The sequence below is a fragment of the Polyangiaceae bacterium genome, assembly GCA_016715885.1.
Taxonomy (GTDB): domain Bacteria; phylum Myxococcota_A; class Polyangia; order Polyangiales; family Polyangiaceae; genus Polyangium.
Window position 1 is genome coordinate 299,689 of sequence record JADJXL010000020.1, and the last position, 15,669, is coordinate 315,357.

Sequence of the window (15,669 nt, forward strand, 5' to 3'; positions counted from 1 at the left end):
CAGAGCGAACGAGACAGCCGATCCTTCGATCACGCACTTGCACTTTCGCACGCTCGGGCCGAACGCGATAAGCTCGGCGCGTGACTCGCCAAGAGAGAATTCAGGACAAGCTCGCGAAGGGGCTCGACATCGTGCACCTCGTGGTCGAAAACGAAAGCCACATGCACAGCGTTCCGAAGGGCTCGGAAACGCACTTCAAAGTGCTCGTGGTCAGCCCGATGTTCGAAGGACTAGGAGCCGTCGAGCGCCACCGGCGTGTGCACGGCGTCTTGTCGGACGAGCTGCGTTCGGGGCTGCATGCGCTCACGCTGCGGGCGCTCACGCCGGCGCAATGGGAAGCCGAAGGCGCTCAGGGATTTCAGTCCCCGGCGTGCCTTGGCGGCAGCAAACACGACGCGAAAAGATAGGTCGCGGAAGCTCGAGCGGGTTTGGTACTGTCGGCCGCGATGGAGATCAAAGCCGATATCACGCTGCCTCATCCGCGCGAGCTCGTCTTTGTGACCTACCGTGATCGGCTGGATGAGCTGACGGATCATCTTCCCAACATCCGCAGCATTCGCGTCAAGGATCGCAAAGAACGCCCCGATGGAACGGTGGAGCTCGTGAACGAGTGGATCGGCGGAGGTGACATTCCCGCCGTTGCACGTTCGTTCATCAACGAATCCATGTTGAAGTGGACGGACTACGCAACGTGGCGGCCCACGAGCTTCACGGTGGACTGGTACACGGACGTGCACGCGTTTCCCGGTGCGATCAAGTCGCAGGGCATGAACAAGTACCTGCTCGCGCCAAGCGGCATGAAGCTCGAGATCCGTGGGCAACTCACTTGCGATCCCTCGAAGATTCCAGGTGTTCCGCGGCTGATTCACGGCACCGTGGCGGCCGCCGTGGAACGAGTGCTCGTAGGTTCCGTTCAGACAAACCTGGTCGCCGTCGGCAAGAGCGTGGGAAAACTGTTGGGAAGTCGCTAGCGCTCGGGCCTGCCGCAATGCGGCAGACACGAAGTGACCGAACGCTCACCATGATTGTTGTTCCCAGGAAGAGAAATTCGTAGACTGCTGTCCGAATGCGAGCGATCGCGGCTGGCTTGTCGGATGTGGGCAGAACGCGCGAGCACAACGAGGATCGTTTCATCCTCCTGCCCGAGTTCAATGTGTACGTCGTCGCCGACGGAATGGGTGGACACCAATCGGGCGAGGTGGCGAGTCGCATGGCTGCGAGCGCGATTGCCACGTACTTTCGCGCCGAAGGTGATCGCGCCGCGGCGATGAATCCAGGGCAGCGGCTGCGCGACGCCTTGGTCGATGCCAACAAGAAAATTCATTCACGCGCGGATGATTCGCGCATGCATCGCGGCATGGGCACGACGGCGGTTGCGGGCGTGTACTCGCCCGAGGATCGCATGTTTTTCGTGGCGCACGCAGGAGACAGTCGCTGTTACCTCGTGCGAGGTACGCACATCAAACAGCTCACGCGCGATCACTCGCTCATCGCCGAAGCGCTTCTGGAACGCCCGGACCTCAGTGAGACCGATCTCGGTTACCTGCCGAAGAACGTGATCACGCGGGCTCTTGGGATTTCACCCACCGTCGATGTGGATCTGTGTGCCGAGCGCGCGCAGCCGAACGACGTGTTCTTGTTGTGCTCCGACGGGTTGCACGGCCTCGTCACCGACGAGCAGATCGCGACGATCATTCAGAAGCACCAAGTGCTCACGGATGCCTGTGCCGAATTGGTTCAACGAGCCAACGAAGCCGGAGGGCGGGACAACATCACGGTCGTGCTCGTGCGCATCGAGCCCGAGGAGGCTCCGTGGAGCAAGCCCCCGCGCGAGTCCGAGCGCGGCCGCGCTCAGTAGCGGTTTGCGAACGGCCCTGAGCCTTTCGACGCCGTCAACCTTCCGACAATGACGGGATTCGTTGCGACTGAGAAAACGCGCGACGCGCGCCGGCCATGGCTTGTCGAACACGCGCAAAAAGCGAAGGCTCGGCATTCATGCGCTCGCGCCAAACCCGCTCGATGCGTACGAGCGACGCTTGCGGAACGTCGAACTCGGCGAGCACTTCGTCCAAATCGCCATGCTCGACGCCGATCATGAGCCGCACGTAATCGATGACCTCCAACGGTCCTCGTTCGATTTCGAGCTGGCAGACGTAACTGCGATCGTACATGGCGCGCAATTCCGAACGCCCTTGTTCCGTTTCTGCACGAATCGCAGCGATCCAAGTTCGTTCTGCCGAACTGAACATCGATGGAGACAACCCCAATTCTTCCAAAATCGCAGATCGATCTGCGGGGCGTCGATCGATGCGCGCAGCAACAGCGGCGCAAACGTCGATGGGTACATCCGCGATGGGCATCGGCATCATCGACGCACCCATCGGGGAACGCCGCGCATCGCCAGACGGACGCACGGTCTCGACTTTCATGGATGAGGGTTTGGCCGAGCTGACCGCAGAAACCGAAATGGCAACGCTCTCGGCCGGAGCATGGCTGCTCGGTTGCCCACGCTCGGTGGCAGGAGCGACATCGACCGCCTTGCGCTCAGCCCTGACAGCGACGATGACGTGCGTCGGGAGCGTCGCCGGCGGCGGTACCGTGCCCGCTTTCGGCGTCCCATCAACACCAGTGCTGAGCGCGCCTGGACGTTGCGTCGCCGGCGCTTCGTCCACGGCCGCAGCTCCAGTTCGTGCAGTCGGCGGAGGAGCATCGCTCGCCGCGTCGCCATGAATCGGAGCGCCCGTGCGAGGCGTTTTGGGGCCCGCTGCAGCGTCGCTCGATGCACGCCAATCCGCATGCGGCTCCCACACGCCTGGCGCTGCAGAGAACTGCACGGCGTCGGGCGCTCGAAGCGCTCCGTCGGGCAAATGCTCCGCCGAGGCTCGCCCCGCAAGCTCGGTGGGCTTCGGCAAGATCTTGCCAACGACGACGGTGGACGCGCGAGCTTCGATGGGCCGCTCGCCGGACGGTGGAATGGGTGTCGAACCGTCGAGATGATGCGGCGGACGCTGCGCAGAAGGCGGCAGATCGGTCGAACCTTGGCGCGCAGGCTTGGTCGGCAAGAGCGTGTAGCCTTCGTCGTCCGGCGCTTCGCCTTCGAATGGCCTTGGCAAAACAGGCTTGATGTTCGCGTCGTCGTAGTTGAACGGTGGCGACTCGATGTCCTCGGGACTCACCATCATCTCGGGACTCTCGGCCGCAACGACGATTTTGGTGAGATTCACGGTATCGAGGTCGGCAACGGGCACCGATCCACGCCATGACAAGACCGCAACCATGCGCACGCCATCGATCCAGATCGTGTCGAGACGCATGTCGACTTCATCCGTCGACGAAGAGCCGTGCGGCTTGAGAAACGCGCGTGGTCGGATCGCCGGCAAGCGAGTTTCGAGGCGCGGAGATTTGCGGCCGAGGTGCTCGAGCACGATCGTGGGGGCGGGTTCGATTTCGTCGAGCTGCTGTTCGATGGGAGCGCAGTTGAAAACGGAAAACGGGAAATTCGGCGGAGCGACCGCGTGCTGTGACCGCATGCGACGCACGAAGGCGTACCCCGCGTCGCTGAGCGCGTGGCTTTCGGCGCGCCACCGTACCGGCAGCGGTCCGAATCCGGGCGTGAGATCGCGCCCCGAAGGTGCATCGAGCACTTCGATTCGTGGCAGCGGCCAACCAGCGCTTCCCAATTGCTGAATACCGCTCCGATTTTCGCCCTTCATTGCCGCAAGCTCATAACGCAGCGGCGCCAAGGCAAATCGTTCGGGGACGCTCGGTCCAAGCCCCGCTATTCCCTCCATCCACACGCGCGGCCCGCATACTCGAAGCGATTTGCGCAGATGCCCAACCTGCAAACGCGGCGCAAGCGTGTCGACGGGAACGCCTCCCGGAGCGAATGCACGTCCCGAGAAAATGACATCGATCTTCGGCTTGTACGGCACGAAGTCGCTCGGCGCGAAGAGCGACGCCTGGGGATTGTGATCCCACGAAATGTCGCCATGCACCGCGTCCTGCTGCGGCGCGATCGTCGCATCTCCGCGGTGCGTCAGGACAAACGTGCCCTTCACGCTGATGGTGAGCCGATGCCCCGTCGGGTGCTCTCCCCACACGACGGTGGCGACACTAAATGGGCAGAGGCGGATGATCTCCAATACGGCAAGGCTAGCGCAGCTCGCTGCCGAGAGGAAACTTTTGATCGCGCTTTCCAGCCGAGCTCGCCGCGACAGTTTGGCTTTTATGTAGCAAACACCACCGGCCGCACGGGAACCCTCGCATTGCGTCAGAACGTCGTTGTCAGGAAATTTCGGTCAGGCGGTTCGGCCAAGCGAACGCGAGGCTAGGATCGGCCGCGCCCGGGCGATCGCACGAATGGGCTCGTCAGCGGCGTCGAGATTGTCTAGCGTTGGCGCAAAGGAGACATCCATGTTGAAATATTCGCTCGTTGCACCGCTGCTCATTTGTCTCGGAGGCCTCTTGCCCGCATGCGGCGGAGCCGAGATTGGCGAAGCGTGCGAAACGCGTGGCTCGCAAGACGAATGCGTCGACGATGCCATCTGTGACCTGAAGGGCACCGATGAAACCGAGCCCGTGTGTTTGAAAGTTTGCAATGACGCAAGCGAGTGTGCGGCGACGGAGGACTGCAATGGCGTTTCCGGCTCGAATATCAAGGCGTGCACGCCGAAGAAGTGACGAGCAGCGTTTTGATTAATCCAAGACCCCGGCAGCGGCGCGATCGAGCAATTCATCCAGCGTGCGGAACAAATCTTCATTGCCGTCTTGGGAATACCGCTCGAGATTTCGCTTGCATTCCGGGATGGCCTTGATGAAATCCCACACCGCTTGCGGATCCGCGAGCGATTCCGCAGCTCGGCCAAAGCCTTCGCGCTGCAAATATCGAGCATTGAGCACCTGCTCGAATTGGCGCCCCACCGGTACGGCGAGCATTGGCTTGCGCAAATACACGGCTTCGCCCATCAGCGTAAAACCGCCGCCCGCAATGACGCCTTTGGCCGACGCGAGGTCCGCGATGAACCTTTCCTCGCTGAACGGCCGATAACAAAGATTTCCCTCGACCTGATCTTCGGTGATCCCGCGGCGCATGCCATAAATCCGGCAAGGCAAGCCGGTTTTTCCGAGCGTCTCGACGAGCGCTTCATTACCTTCGGCGGTTTGGTAGACGAGCAGGTGGTCGCCTTCGCTGCGTGTTGCTTCGAGAATTTCGGGACGCAAAATGGGTGGGCAAAGCGTGGTTTTTTGCTTGCGAATCGGCGGCCGGAAAAAGCTCGTGATCACGTAATGGTTGCAAAAGGGGAGCTTGCTCTTGATGAACAGGCGCGTAAAGGTGAAGTCCGCTTCGTGATCACCAATGATTTCCGCATCATGCGTGCAGCGATTGATGATTTGCATGTTGTCCACGGAAATGATGGGCAAACCGTGGGTCTTGGCAAAAAGATAGGTCCACGACTCAAAATCGCTGATGACGACTTCGGGGCGGAATTCGCGAATCAGCTCAAAATAGGCGGCAATGTTTTTCGGCAAACCGGTCGCACTTTGCGCTACGTTCGATAAAAGCGTTTTTCCACGACGAACCCGGTTGTCCTCGTAGATGATGTGCAGCCCATGAATTCGATTCACCGCCTCGAAGCGGCGCTGCAGAAATTCCACCGCCCGCCCCGACGCCATGATCTCCACTTCGTGCCCTTCGGCAACCAAGTGTTCCAGCACCACGCGCGAACGCATCGCGTGGCCCATACCCTCCCCAACGACACCGTAGAGAATCTTCATGGGCCGGCAGTGTAGCGATTCGTGCAAGTTTGGTCGAGCATGGAATCGCGGGCACACCCGAGATTTGTATGAGGACGAGATCGAGCGTGCGACAAGCCAAACTTGGATCTACGATGGCCAAAAATCATGCCGAAACCAGCCATCGTACAAGCAGGTAACATCGTTCTACGCGCTCGCGCAGCGGAAGTCGATCCGAAAGCCATCACGAGCGCCGAGATGCGGTCGCTCGTTCGGAACATGGTGGACGTGATGCGCACCGCCCCAGGCGTGGGACTCGCGGCTCCGCAGATTGGCGTGGGTTTGTCGGTGATCGTGCTCGAAGACAACGAACAACGCATGTCGAAATTGACGAAAGACCAACGCGCAGAACGCGGACGAACGCCATTTCCTTTGATGGTCGTGTTCAATCCGCAAGTACGCGTGCTCGGCGATGAAAAGGCAACGTTTTTCGAGGGGTGTTTGTCCGTGCAAGGCTACATGGCCATGGTGGAGCGGCATCTCGAGGTCGAAGTGACGGGGTACGACGCCGAGGGCAAACCATTACGTCGCGAAATGCGCGGCTGGGGAGCTCGCATCATGCAGCACGAAGTCGACCATTTGAATGGCGTGCTGTACATTGACAAAATGCTGTCGCGGTCGTTTTGCTGCAATGAAGACATGGCCGCGAAATGGCTGGACCTTCCGGTGGACGACGTGAAACGGGCGTTCGGGATCGAGTAATTGGGACGAGTGCGCGCTTCTGGTCTGGCGGGGCAACTTGCATCTCGGGTGCCACACCACCACGTTCTCCAGCCGAAATGTGTCACATGTATCGTGACCCACGACGCGATTGCTTGACATGTCTCGACGGCTGGGCAAAAATTCGAACGCGGATTCGTTCCGCGGTCCTTTTTCTTTCTTGGAGACAACCATGCTCACGCGAATTTGGAATCGCTTGCGATCGGTCGTCGCTCCGGCTTTGCTGCTATTCGCAGTAAATGCTTGTGGAGACGCGAGTTACGGGGCGTTCGATAGCACGCTCGGAGCCACCCCCGGCGGAGCGCAAGACATTGGAAAAGCGCGCGCGGTCATCAACGGCGGCGGCATACCGACTGCAGAGGATTTCACGCCGGAGGGGCTTTATTCCGAGCACGACCTGGTCATCGCCAATGCGCCTCCATGCGGCAAAACGCTCTGCGTGAACACCGCCGCGGGCCTCGAATTCGGGATCGACGACGAAAAGCGCGACATCTTCGTGCAGCTCGGCATGCAAAGCAGCATCAGCGCGACCGAATTCAAGCGCAAACCGCTCAATCTGGGCATCGTCATCGACACGAGCGGTTCGATGAGCGGACTGCTCGATGAGCTCAAGGCGGCATTACGCACGCTCGTCGACAATTTGAGGCCCGATGATCGCGTCGCCATCATCGAATTTGCTTCGAGCGCCAATACGATCATTTCCTCGACGCTCGTCTCCGACAAGGATGAGCTGCATTCCGCGATCGATGATTTGGCGACGGGCGGGTCGACGTCGCTCGAGGAAGGCATGATGCTCGGATATGGCGAAATCGACGATTTCGTGGATCCAAAAACGTTGTCGCGGCTGATGGTGTTCACCGACGCGATGCCCAACGTCGGCGCGACCGACGTGGGAAGTTTTCAATCAATGGTCAAGGCGGCGGCCGCGCACGACATCGGATTTACGTTCTTCGGTTTCGGGGCGAGCTTCGATGCCGCATTCGTCGATCAGATTTCACACCTGCGAGGCGGGAATTACCGGTTCGTGGGCCCCAAAGACGTGAAACAAATCTTCGAAGAAGAATTGGACTTTCTCGTGACGCCGCTCGCTTACGACTTGCGCGTTTCCACGAAAGCTGCGGAAGGTACAGCGCTCGCGACGGTGTATGGCGTGCCTGGAGCGGAAGATCACGTAAATGGCGCACTGATCGATGTGACCACGGTTTTTCTGAGCAAACGTAAAGGCGGCATCGTGCTCAGGTTTGACGGGACGAACGTGGAATCACTCACGAATGGATCCATGTACGACATCGGGTCGGTCGATTTGAGTTACGAAACGCCGGAAGGAGTGGTCGAAATGGACACGCTGCCGATGACGCTGCCCTTCGTCACGCCTCCCTTGGCGACCGAAGCGCTTTATCCGAACGCCTCGATGAAGCGTACGGTTGCTGTGACAAACCAATACTTGGTGATGAAAACGGTGTGCGAAGCGTATCACACTGGGTCATTTGACCCGACCGACGCGATGGCGCGCCTCGACAAGGTCATTGCTGCGCTCACCGATGCCGATTCGACGCTGAATGACCCGAACCTGAAACGGGAAATCGCACTGCTACAGAAGCTGAAATCGAATCTCGGTTTGTCCGGAGGCGCGCCGTGAGCATCCATGCGATGACAAAATGGTTTGTCCTGGTCGTGCTTTTCGGCTCAGCCGCGCTCGGGTGCGACGAGCAGCGAACCTGCCCAAGTGAATTTTCGTGCGCCGAGCTCGTAAAGCTCACGTGTGGCGAAAGTGGATCATGCGCGGATGCGCAAAGCTGCAAGGCCGCGAAGAAATTGGAGACGAGCGGAGATCAGGCGGCGTGCGAATCCGCATGGTGTACGCTCGGTGAAACGTACCGGGAATGCGAGTAGTCGGGGCGCATTCAACCATTACTGTTGTTCACAATAGGACAACGGCCCGGACGTCGCGGTGCATGTCTCCAGTGCAGGGCAATCCACTGGCGTCTTGCAAACCCATTTTCCAAGGCACTGTGATTTGCATTCCGCGCGTTCGCCTTGTAGGCAGCAGCGCTCGCCCTTGCCGCAATCTGCAGCGTCGTCGCACTTGAGGGCAAACACGCCAGGACGCGGACAAAATTCTGCATTGTGACAGAGGCCATCGGCGTCAGGTTCGTCGGCAATACAACAAACGGTAAGCCCCGAAGTCTCGCAGGGCTCTTTGGGATCACAAGTCTCCACCAGAGGTCCCGATTGCCCACCGCCGCCGCCTCCCATACCTCCACTTCCGCCTGCGCTGTTGCCGCCACCAGCACCCGCCAGTCCACCACCGACGCCACCAACCCCACCAATGCCAACTCCACCTTCACCGCCAACCAAACCCATGCCGCCCATGCCGGACGAGCTGGAGCTGCTCGACGCCTCGGTGCCTCCGTCGCCGCCCATGCCGCTCGACGACGAACTGCTGCTGCTCGTACCTCCTGCGGACGGAGGTTCATAGCCGCACGCGCCGAAAATCACGACGAGCCCCAAAAGAGCGCGAAAATCCATCCCCTTGTATTGCGAAAGCATGCGCCACCTCCCTAAGACAACGCCACGTCGGCGCATCATCGCAAAAAAAACTCCGTTACGCAATATGCAGGACGGAGCAATTATGTGCTGGAAAAATGCTCCATCGAGCGGCCAGGTGCGATGGCCCATCCACGTCGCTGCATAGATGGTTACACGTCCGAATACGCAGCGAACGGCGCGAAGTGAAGTTTACACGTCAAGGGATGATGACCGTGTCGTTGGTCATGAGGGGCAGGTTTTCACGCAAATCGCCTTCGCGTACGACGAACGAATATGAAAATGGTATTCGGCGCTCGCCACGGGTGTCTTTGCGGACGATGATGATTTCATCGGGCGCGGCGAACCTGGTAAAACCTCCAGCCAATGCAATGGCCTGCAGCACGGTGACTTGTCCGGTGGGGGTGAATTCGCCGGGTCGAGCGACTTCGCCGAGCACATAAATGCGGTAGCTGTGCAGCTCCGCGACTTCGACGGATACGACGAGCGGATCCGTGTAGAACGTCACGCCTTTCGCAGCAATGTCCGCGGCGATTTGTTCGACGGTGTTTCCGCCGCACGCAATGTCACCAACGAGCGGCAACGTAATGAAACCGTCGGGACGAACCGTCACACGACGACTCAACTGGTCGTTGTGCCAAACGCGCACTTCGAGCACATCACCGGGGCCGACCGAGTAGGTTTTCATCGCGCGCAATTCCTGCACGTAATCGTATTGAGGCCGCGCGCTGCCGCATGCGGGAAGCAAGAGAGCCATGAGCGCGGCCGCCAAAGCCACGTCCTGAACGATACCAATTCGACGCATGAATACTCCGCGGCCCGAGAGGCAAATGGTGATCCGACATGCGCATGCGCCACGCACTGCTAGATTAGCCATCAAAATGGCTGCACCGATGGTGTGCGTGCTCTGCGCGCTCGTTCTGCTAAAGCCGCAAGAATTCGTTCCGATTCTCGCCGGCGTGCCCATCGTGCATATTTTTTTCGTCCTGTGTCTCGTCGCAGGCGCCGCCGACCTCGTCCTTGGAAAACTCAAGCTGTCCATAGCCCCGCACGTGCCCATTGCCATTGCATTTTTCGTCTGGGCCGCCTTCGTGACGTTCGTACGAAGCCCACAGACGTTCTGGCAAGAAGTCGCGACGTTCGGCGTCGTTTTTTGCGTTTTCGGCGCCGTCGCATTCTTGTCGGGGACCAACAAAGGAGCGAATCACGTAGGCACCGTGTTTCTCCTGTCGACGCTGTTCGCTTCGGTGGTTGCCATCCTGCAAGCGGACGGCCCGCTCGGATGCATGATGGCCGATCCGACCGATTGGGGCGCAAAAGGCATGCTCGAGCACGATGGGCGGTCTTGTGAAACGTCACTCGACTGTCGCAAAGATCCGCCGGTTTGGAATGCCAACTATCGCTGTGAACGCATGGGGCCGTTCGGAACGTCGACGATTGGTGGACGAGTTCGTTATCGCGGAACGCTTGCAGATCCCAATGAGTTGTCGCTCGCGGCTGCCGTCGCCCTACCTTTTGCTCTCGCGCTTTCAGGACGAAGGTCGAGGTCCCGCAAAGACGGCAGCCCTGGTTCGACATCCAATGCCACTGAGAACATTCTGGGCCGCATTTTTCGCACTGCTGCCGTGCTCGCCGCGATCGCAACGATCGGCTGGATGATCGTGCTGTCGCAATCGCGCATGGGCGTGCTCGTCTTTTTGATCGTTTTGGGGGTGGCTCTTCTTCGACGAGCGGGCACGTGGGGCGTCGTTCTCGGGTGCATATTGCTGCCACCCGTGCTCATGTTCGGCGGTCGAGATGGGGCGGATGCCGACGCGTCGTCACACGAGCGCCTCGATCTCATGGCGGATGCATTTTCCATGATTCGCCAAAGTTACGGAATCGGCGTCGGTATGGGTCGATTTGCGCCAGAATCGACGACGGGGCTCACCGCCCACAACAGTTACCTGCTCGCTGCATCCGAAACGGGACTCGTTGGAATTTCTCTTTTCACGCTCATGCTTTATGCGGGCATAAAAGTACCGCTTTGCTTATGGTTTGGCGAACACGAGCTGAGTCCGAAGCTTCGGGGTTTGTCCCCGGCAATCGCCATTGCGCTGAGCGGAGCGTGCGTGGGCATTTTCTTTCTTTCGTGGACGTACAAGGAGGTCTTGTATGTGCTGCTCGGTTTGTCGGCAGCCCTTTATCAAGCGGCGCGCGCTGAAAATCCGCGCGTGCACGTCACGCTCGGGGCGCGCGAAGTCGCCATTGTCGTATGCTTTGCGCTTGCCTTGCTGCCATTCGTCTATGCTGCCGTACGCATCCTGGGTTGACACGATTTTTGCCTCGGTTCATTGCCGGCTTGACTCACGCGGAAACAAGTGACGCTCGAAGGGGGACGGATGACGAGCTCGAATACGCAGAGTACACCCAAAGAGCGGCTCGAACGATTCGTCGTGCTCATGAAGCGGTCGCGCAAGTATGCTCGAAGCACGGCCGCCATTGCTTTCGCCTTCATGGTTCTGGCACTCGTTTTGGCGCTCACGAAGAAACGCGTTTATCGCAGTGAAACGACCGTGGTGTATCGCGATGCCGTACGAACGGGCCGAGAAGAAAGTCCTATGCAACGCGCCGCTCGGATGGGCCCACGGCTCAAAGAATACGTCTATTCGCGCTCCCGGCTGCAATCCATCGTCGAACAATACGGCCTTTATCCGAAGCTGGTCGAGAAGTCCATGTTCGACGCATTGGAGGAAATGCAAAAAAACATTTCGTTTCGAACGAGGGGTCAAGACACGTTCGCACTTTCATTTGCGCACGAAAATCCGGAAACGGCTCGAGCCGTGACGACTCGACTGGCCGAAGCGATGATCGCCGATTACACGTCCGACAACCTGGATTCGGCGCTCACGACACACGACCTTTTGCGAACCGAAACGGAATCGGCGCAGAAACACGTCGAAGAGACGAGCCGCGCGCTGGCGAGCTTTTTGGCGCAGCATCCTCAATTCACGTGGGGTTTGGGCGATTCTCCCTACGCCACCGGACAACAACTCGGCACGGGCCAAGAGCCACAATCGAGCGGATCGCGCGAAAAGAAAGAAAAACCGATGCACGATAGCGTGCTCGGCCAGCTCGTCGAACAATTGCGCGCCGTGGATGCCGAGCTCGCGGGGGCCGACGTCACGACGATACCCGTCATGCCAACGGCGAGCGAAGCGCAAAAGCAACGCGATACCGCCGCCGCAGCACTCGCCGCGGCCGAAGCGGACCTCGAACAAAAATTACGCAAAGTCACCCCAGCGCATCCGGATGCAATGGTTGCGCAATCACGCGTAGACCGGGCCCGCGCAGCGCTCGCGGCCGCCGAAGCCAATCTCACGAAATCCATTTCCGGTTCTCCGCCGCCACCTGCCGAGAATGCATCGCTCAGTCCCGCACGTCGTGCAGAGCTGCAAGAGCAACGCAAATCGCTCGTGGCACAAATTGCTGCTCGGCGCGCAGGACTAAGAAAAGCGGATACGCCGGCCAGCAGTACGCCCACAATCAAAGTCGACAAACCGGACCGCGTCGACCTCGAGACGGAATGGCACAAACTGCGCCTCGATTTGGAACGAGCCAGGGATGCATTTCGCAAAGCCGAAGACAAGGAGCGAGCGGCGCGTCTTTTGGCAACCTCGGCGGAGCGGGAAGTTCAGGAATCGCTGCTCGTGTCCGATCCGGCCTATTTGCCCGTTCACCCCGAAAGCGGCCGCGCGCGGGTTTTCCTGGCCGGATCGCTCGTCGCCATATTTCTCGCATTGGGTTACGCCGGCGCACGGGTGCTCTTGTGCGATACCCTTTTCGACGAAGGAGACGTCATTGCGCTGGGCCATCCGCCACTGCTCGTTTCCGTGCCACACATGCCCGAATCGTTGCCGCGATTTCGTCCGAAAGTACGCACGAATCTATCGTCGAATACGGAAATACGATCCGAACCACCGCGCGGACCGGAAGAAACGTTATCCGAACCAATCGACGAAATGCCTGCGAGGCACGTGTTGGCCGTCGTCGCGAAACCGACCGAGACGTCGCTCGCACCTCCGATTTCGCTTCCGTCGAGCGCGCTATATTCGTACGTTGAGCACGAGACGCCCGATGTGGTCGTCATTGGCGTACCGTTCGAGCCATCGCACGCGCCAGCGGACGAATTGGTGCGCGCTTCGCCAGCGCGCGTCATGGGAGCGCTGCGCGTTTTGCGTCATCGATTGGAACAACGTCGAGCCGACGATTCGCTGGTCGTGAGCGTGCAAAGCGCGGGGGAAGGCGAAGGAAAAACGACCATTGCAGCACGCCTCGCGCTGACGCTTGCCGAATCCGAACGAGCGCGGGTGGTCATCGTGGAAGGCAATCTGGCGCGGCCGAAACTCGCAGCAACGCTGGGGCTGAGGTTGCCCGATGAATTGGGTTTGACCATGCAAATTCGCAAGCGCATGGGCGGACATGCTGGTCCATGGAGCGTCGTGCGCATCGGCCCGTCGGTGTATGCGCTCGCGGAATCCGCCGAGGAATGCGCATTTCCAGCAGCACTACATTCGATGTGGTTCCGCGCCGTCATTCAATCCTTGAAAGAAGCCTACGATTACGTGGTGCTCGATGGTTGCTCCGTGCTCGACGCCGGTGACGCCAACGTGCTCGAGGAAGTATCGGATGCCGTCGTGCTCATTGCGCGAGCCGGCGTGACGAGCGGAAGCAATGTAATGAACTCCGTGCGCCAACTCGGCGAACGGAGACTCTTTGGCGTGGTGCTCAACGATACACCATCGAGGCAATCATGATGAACAAAATCGCGCCTTGGATGCTCGATTGGGCCTTTGATCGAGCCGTGGCGAAGCTCGATCGGGCGGTATTCAACAATTCGCGCAATCCCGAACACGTGCTCATTGCCATATGTGATCATTTCGAGCCTGGGTGGACGGGAATGCGCAACGCGCCCGGACAAGCTCCAGAATTCGTCAGTCGTCAGCGTGTTTCAACATGGCGCGAGCGTTATCCTGTATTTGCCGCAAACCTACGCGACAGCTCGGGCAGGCCACCTCGGCATACGTTCTTCTATCCGGGCGACCAATATGATCACCGGCTCGTCGAACCACTCGCGGAGCTCGTTGCAATGGGCCTGGCGGATGTGGAGGTGCACCTGCATCACGATCGAGACACGCGCGCGACGCTTTCGGAAAAGCTCGAATGCACCGTCGACAATTTGAACGAACACGGGCTCGTCCCACATGTGCGCGGAGAGCCGCGTTGGGCATTCATTCACGGCAATTGGTGTTTGGCCAACTCTCGAGCCGACGGCGCTCATTGCGGTGTCGACGACGAGCTCGATTTGCTATATCACCTCGGATGTTATGCGGACTTTACGTTTCCATCCGCGCCGGATCCGACGCAACCACGCATCGTCAATCGCATGTATTATCCGAGCGGGGACGTAAAGCAAAGGCGGGCGCATGAACGAGGGGAGCCGGTGCGGGCAGGTGACGGGCCAAAGGCGCGCCTTTTCTGCGTGCAGGGGCCGCTAGCGCTTTGCAGGCGGCAAGGGCAGGGTTTGCCCGTGCGCATCGATGCTGGAGCCCTCACGGCCCGAGATCCCGCGACGCTCGAAAGATTCAAGACGTGGGCAAGTCAAGGCATTTCCGTCCGTGACAGGCCGGAATGGGTCTTCGTGAAATTGTCGACGCACGGTGCGCCCGAGCGTGAGGCGTCGAGTCTTCTCGGGTGGCCTCAACGCCGGTTTCACGAATCTTTGTCGTGGTGGTCGAAGCGCGCCGGGTTTCGATACCACTACGTGACGGCACGCGAAATGTTCAACATCGCTCGCGCCGCAATGGACGGAAAAGTCGGAGATCCGTCCCAATATCGCGATTATGAGATTCCGCCCGCGCCGCGCGCGCGTCCGGCATGAGTATTCGTTCAGATATCGATCAGTCCAGCGCGAACTGCGAGGCGGGTCAAGTCAGCGACGCTATGGGTCGCGACCTTTGCGCACAATCGTGCTCGATGCGTTTCGACGGTCTTGACACTGATTGCCAAATGTGCAGCGACTTCTTTTGCCGAGCTGCCCATCGCGAGCAGGCGCAACACTTGTCGTTCTCGTTCACTGAGCGATGCGACCATGTCGCCGCGAGTGCTTTCACGTCGTTGCAGAGCACGCACCATCGCTGCGCTCACGTCCGAAGATACAGCAGTTCGCCCTTTGGCCACCGTGCGAATTGCTTCAGCGAGCTCCTTCATGCGGCAGCGCTTGGATAGATAGCCGTCGGCACCGGCGCGCATCGCTTCGCCGACACGGAACTCGTCTCGAAACGTGGAGAGCACGAGCACTCGAGATTCTCCGTAGGACTTGAGCTGGCGGATGAGCTCGATGCCGCAACGATCGGCGAGCGACAGTTCAATCACGACGACGTCGAACGATTGCTTGTTCTTCTGCGCAAGCGCGTCTTTGGCGCTCTCCGCCTCGACGACGAGCGTGACGTCTGGCTCGTCACGCAAAGCTTTGGCGAGCGACTCTCTCACGACGTTTTGATCATCGACGAGCAAAAGTTTCATGGTTTTCCCCCTGCGCACACCCATACCGCACGGAAGGCGGCACGA

At 59.6% G+C, this 15,669-nt stretch carries 15 protein-coding genes; 10 read left to right on the plus strand and 5 right to left on the minus strand.

Annotated features, from left to right (window positions below):
* Positions 1-80: 80 nt before the first annotated feature.
* The 3 genes from IPM54_26630 (at position 81) to IPM54_26640 (ending at position 1,858) form a co-directional block, all read left to right on the plus strand.
* On the plus strand, positions 81-407 hold the full coding sequence (locus IPM54_26630; protein MBK9263367.1) for a BolA family transcriptional regulator: 327 nt from the start codon (positions 81-83) through the stop codon (positions 405-407).
* A gap of 39 nt (positions 408-446) precedes the next feature.
* Complete coding sequence (locus IPM54_26635; GenBank protein ID MBK9263368.1) at positions 447-971, plus strand: hypothetical protein; 525 nt, start codon at positions 447-449, stop codon at positions 969-971.
* 95 nt (positions 972-1,066) lie between these two features.
* Positions 1,067-1,858: a Stp1/IreP family PP2C-type Ser/Thr phosphatase gene (locus tag IPM54_26640; protein MBK9263369.1), complete on the plus strand. Its 792-nt coding sequence runs from the start codon at positions 1,067-1,069 to the stop codon at positions 1,856-1,858.
* A gap of 34 nt (positions 1,859-1,892) precedes the next feature.
* Here IPM54_26640 and IPM54_26645 read toward each other — a convergent pair whose 3' ends face one another.
* Positions 1,893-4,142, minus strand: coding sequence for a DUF2169 domain-containing protein (locus IPM54_26645; protein MBK9263370.1), 2,250 nt, complete (start codon positions 4,140-4,142; stop codon positions 1,893-1,895).
* A gap of 271 nt (positions 4,143-4,413) precedes the next feature.
* Between IPM54_26645 and IPM54_26650 the strand changes: the two genes are divergently transcribed.
* Entirely contained in the window at positions 4,414-4,680 is a 267-nt protein-coding gene (locus tag IPM54_26650; protein MBK9263371.1) for a hypothetical protein, read from the plus strand.
* Positions 4,681-4,695: 15 nt separating this feature from the next.
* On the opposite strand, the gene IPM54_26655 is transcribed toward IPM54_26650, so the two are convergent.
* Positions 4,696-5,775 carry a teichoic acid biosynthesis protein gene (locus tag IPM54_26655; protein MBK9263372.1) on the minus strand — a complete coding sequence of 360 codons (1,080 nt, stop codon included), beginning with the start codon at positions 5,773-5,775 and terminating at the stop codon, positions 4,696-4,698.
* Positions 5,776-5,901: 126 nt separating this feature from the next.
* Between IPM54_26655 and def the strand changes: the two genes are divergently transcribed.
* From def to IPM54_26670, 3 genes are all read left to right on the plus strand, one after another.
* On the plus strand, positions 5,902-6,495 hold the full coding sequence (def, locus tag IPM54_26660) for a peptide deformylase (GenBank protein ID MBK9263373.1): 594 nt from the start codon (positions 5,902-5,904) through the stop codon (positions 6,493-6,495).
* A 190-nt stretch (positions 6,496-6,685) separates the two neighbouring features.
* Complete coding sequence (locus IPM54_26665; GenBank protein MBK9263374.1) at positions 6,686-8,152, plus strand: VWA domain-containing protein; 1,467 nt, start codon at positions 6,686-6,688, stop codon at positions 8,150-8,152.
* Positions 8,149-8,406 (plus strand): hypothetical protein, encoded by a 258-nt coding sequence (locus tag IPM54_26670; protein MBK9263375.1) that lies wholly within the window; start codon positions 8,149-8,151, stop codon positions 8,404-8,406. The genes IPM54_26665 and IPM54_26670 overlap by 4 nt, the downstream gene beginning before the upstream one ends.
* An 18-nt stretch (positions 8,407-8,424) precedes the next feature.
* Here the strand turns inward: IPM54_26670 and IPM54_26675 are convergent, their stop codons facing one another.
* Both IPM54_26675 and IPM54_26680 read right to left on the minus strand, forming a co-directional pair.
* Positions 8,425-9,063 carry a hypothetical protein gene (locus IPM54_26675; protein MBK9263376.1) on the minus strand — a complete coding sequence of 213 codons (639 nt, stop codon included), beginning with the start codon at positions 9,061-9,063 and terminating at the stop codon, positions 8,425-8,427.
* 196 nt (positions 9,064-9,259) lie between these two features.
* Positions 9,260-9,817, minus strand: coding sequence for a polysaccharide biosynthesis/export family protein (locus tag IPM54_26680; GenBank protein ID MBK9263377.1), 558 nt, complete (start codon positions 9,815-9,817; stop codon positions 9,260-9,262).
* Between the two features lie 124 nt (positions 9,818-9,941).
* Here IPM54_26680 and IPM54_26685 point away from each other — a divergent pair, with 124 nt between their 5' ends.
* The 3 genes from IPM54_26685 (at position 9,942) to IPM54_26695 (ending at position 14,980) form a co-directional block, all read left to right on the plus strand.
* Positions 9,942-11,372, plus strand: coding sequence for an O-antigen ligase family protein (locus IPM54_26685; protein ID MBK9263378.1), 1,431 nt, complete (start codon positions 9,942-9,944; stop codon positions 11,370-11,372).
* Positions 11,373-11,441: 69 nt separating this feature from the next.
* Positions 11,442-13,856, plus strand: coding sequence for a hypothetical protein (locus tag IPM54_26690; protein ID MBK9263379.1), 2,415 nt, complete (start codon positions 11,442-11,444; stop codon positions 13,854-13,856).
* Positions 13,853-14,980: a hypothetical protein gene (locus tag IPM54_26695; protein MBK9263380.1), complete on the plus strand. Its 1,128-nt coding sequence runs from the start codon at positions 13,853-13,855 to the stop codon at positions 14,978-14,980. The genes IPM54_26690 and IPM54_26695 overlap by 4 nt, the downstream gene beginning before the upstream one ends.
* Before the next feature lie 8 nt (positions 14,981-14,988).
* Here IPM54_26695 and IPM54_26700 read toward each other — a convergent pair whose 3' ends face one another.
* Entirely contained in the window at positions 14,989-15,624 is a 636-nt protein-coding gene (locus IPM54_26700) for a response regulator transcription factor (GenBank protein ID MBK9263381.1), read from the minus strand.
* Positions 15,625-15,669: the final 45 nt, after the last annotated feature.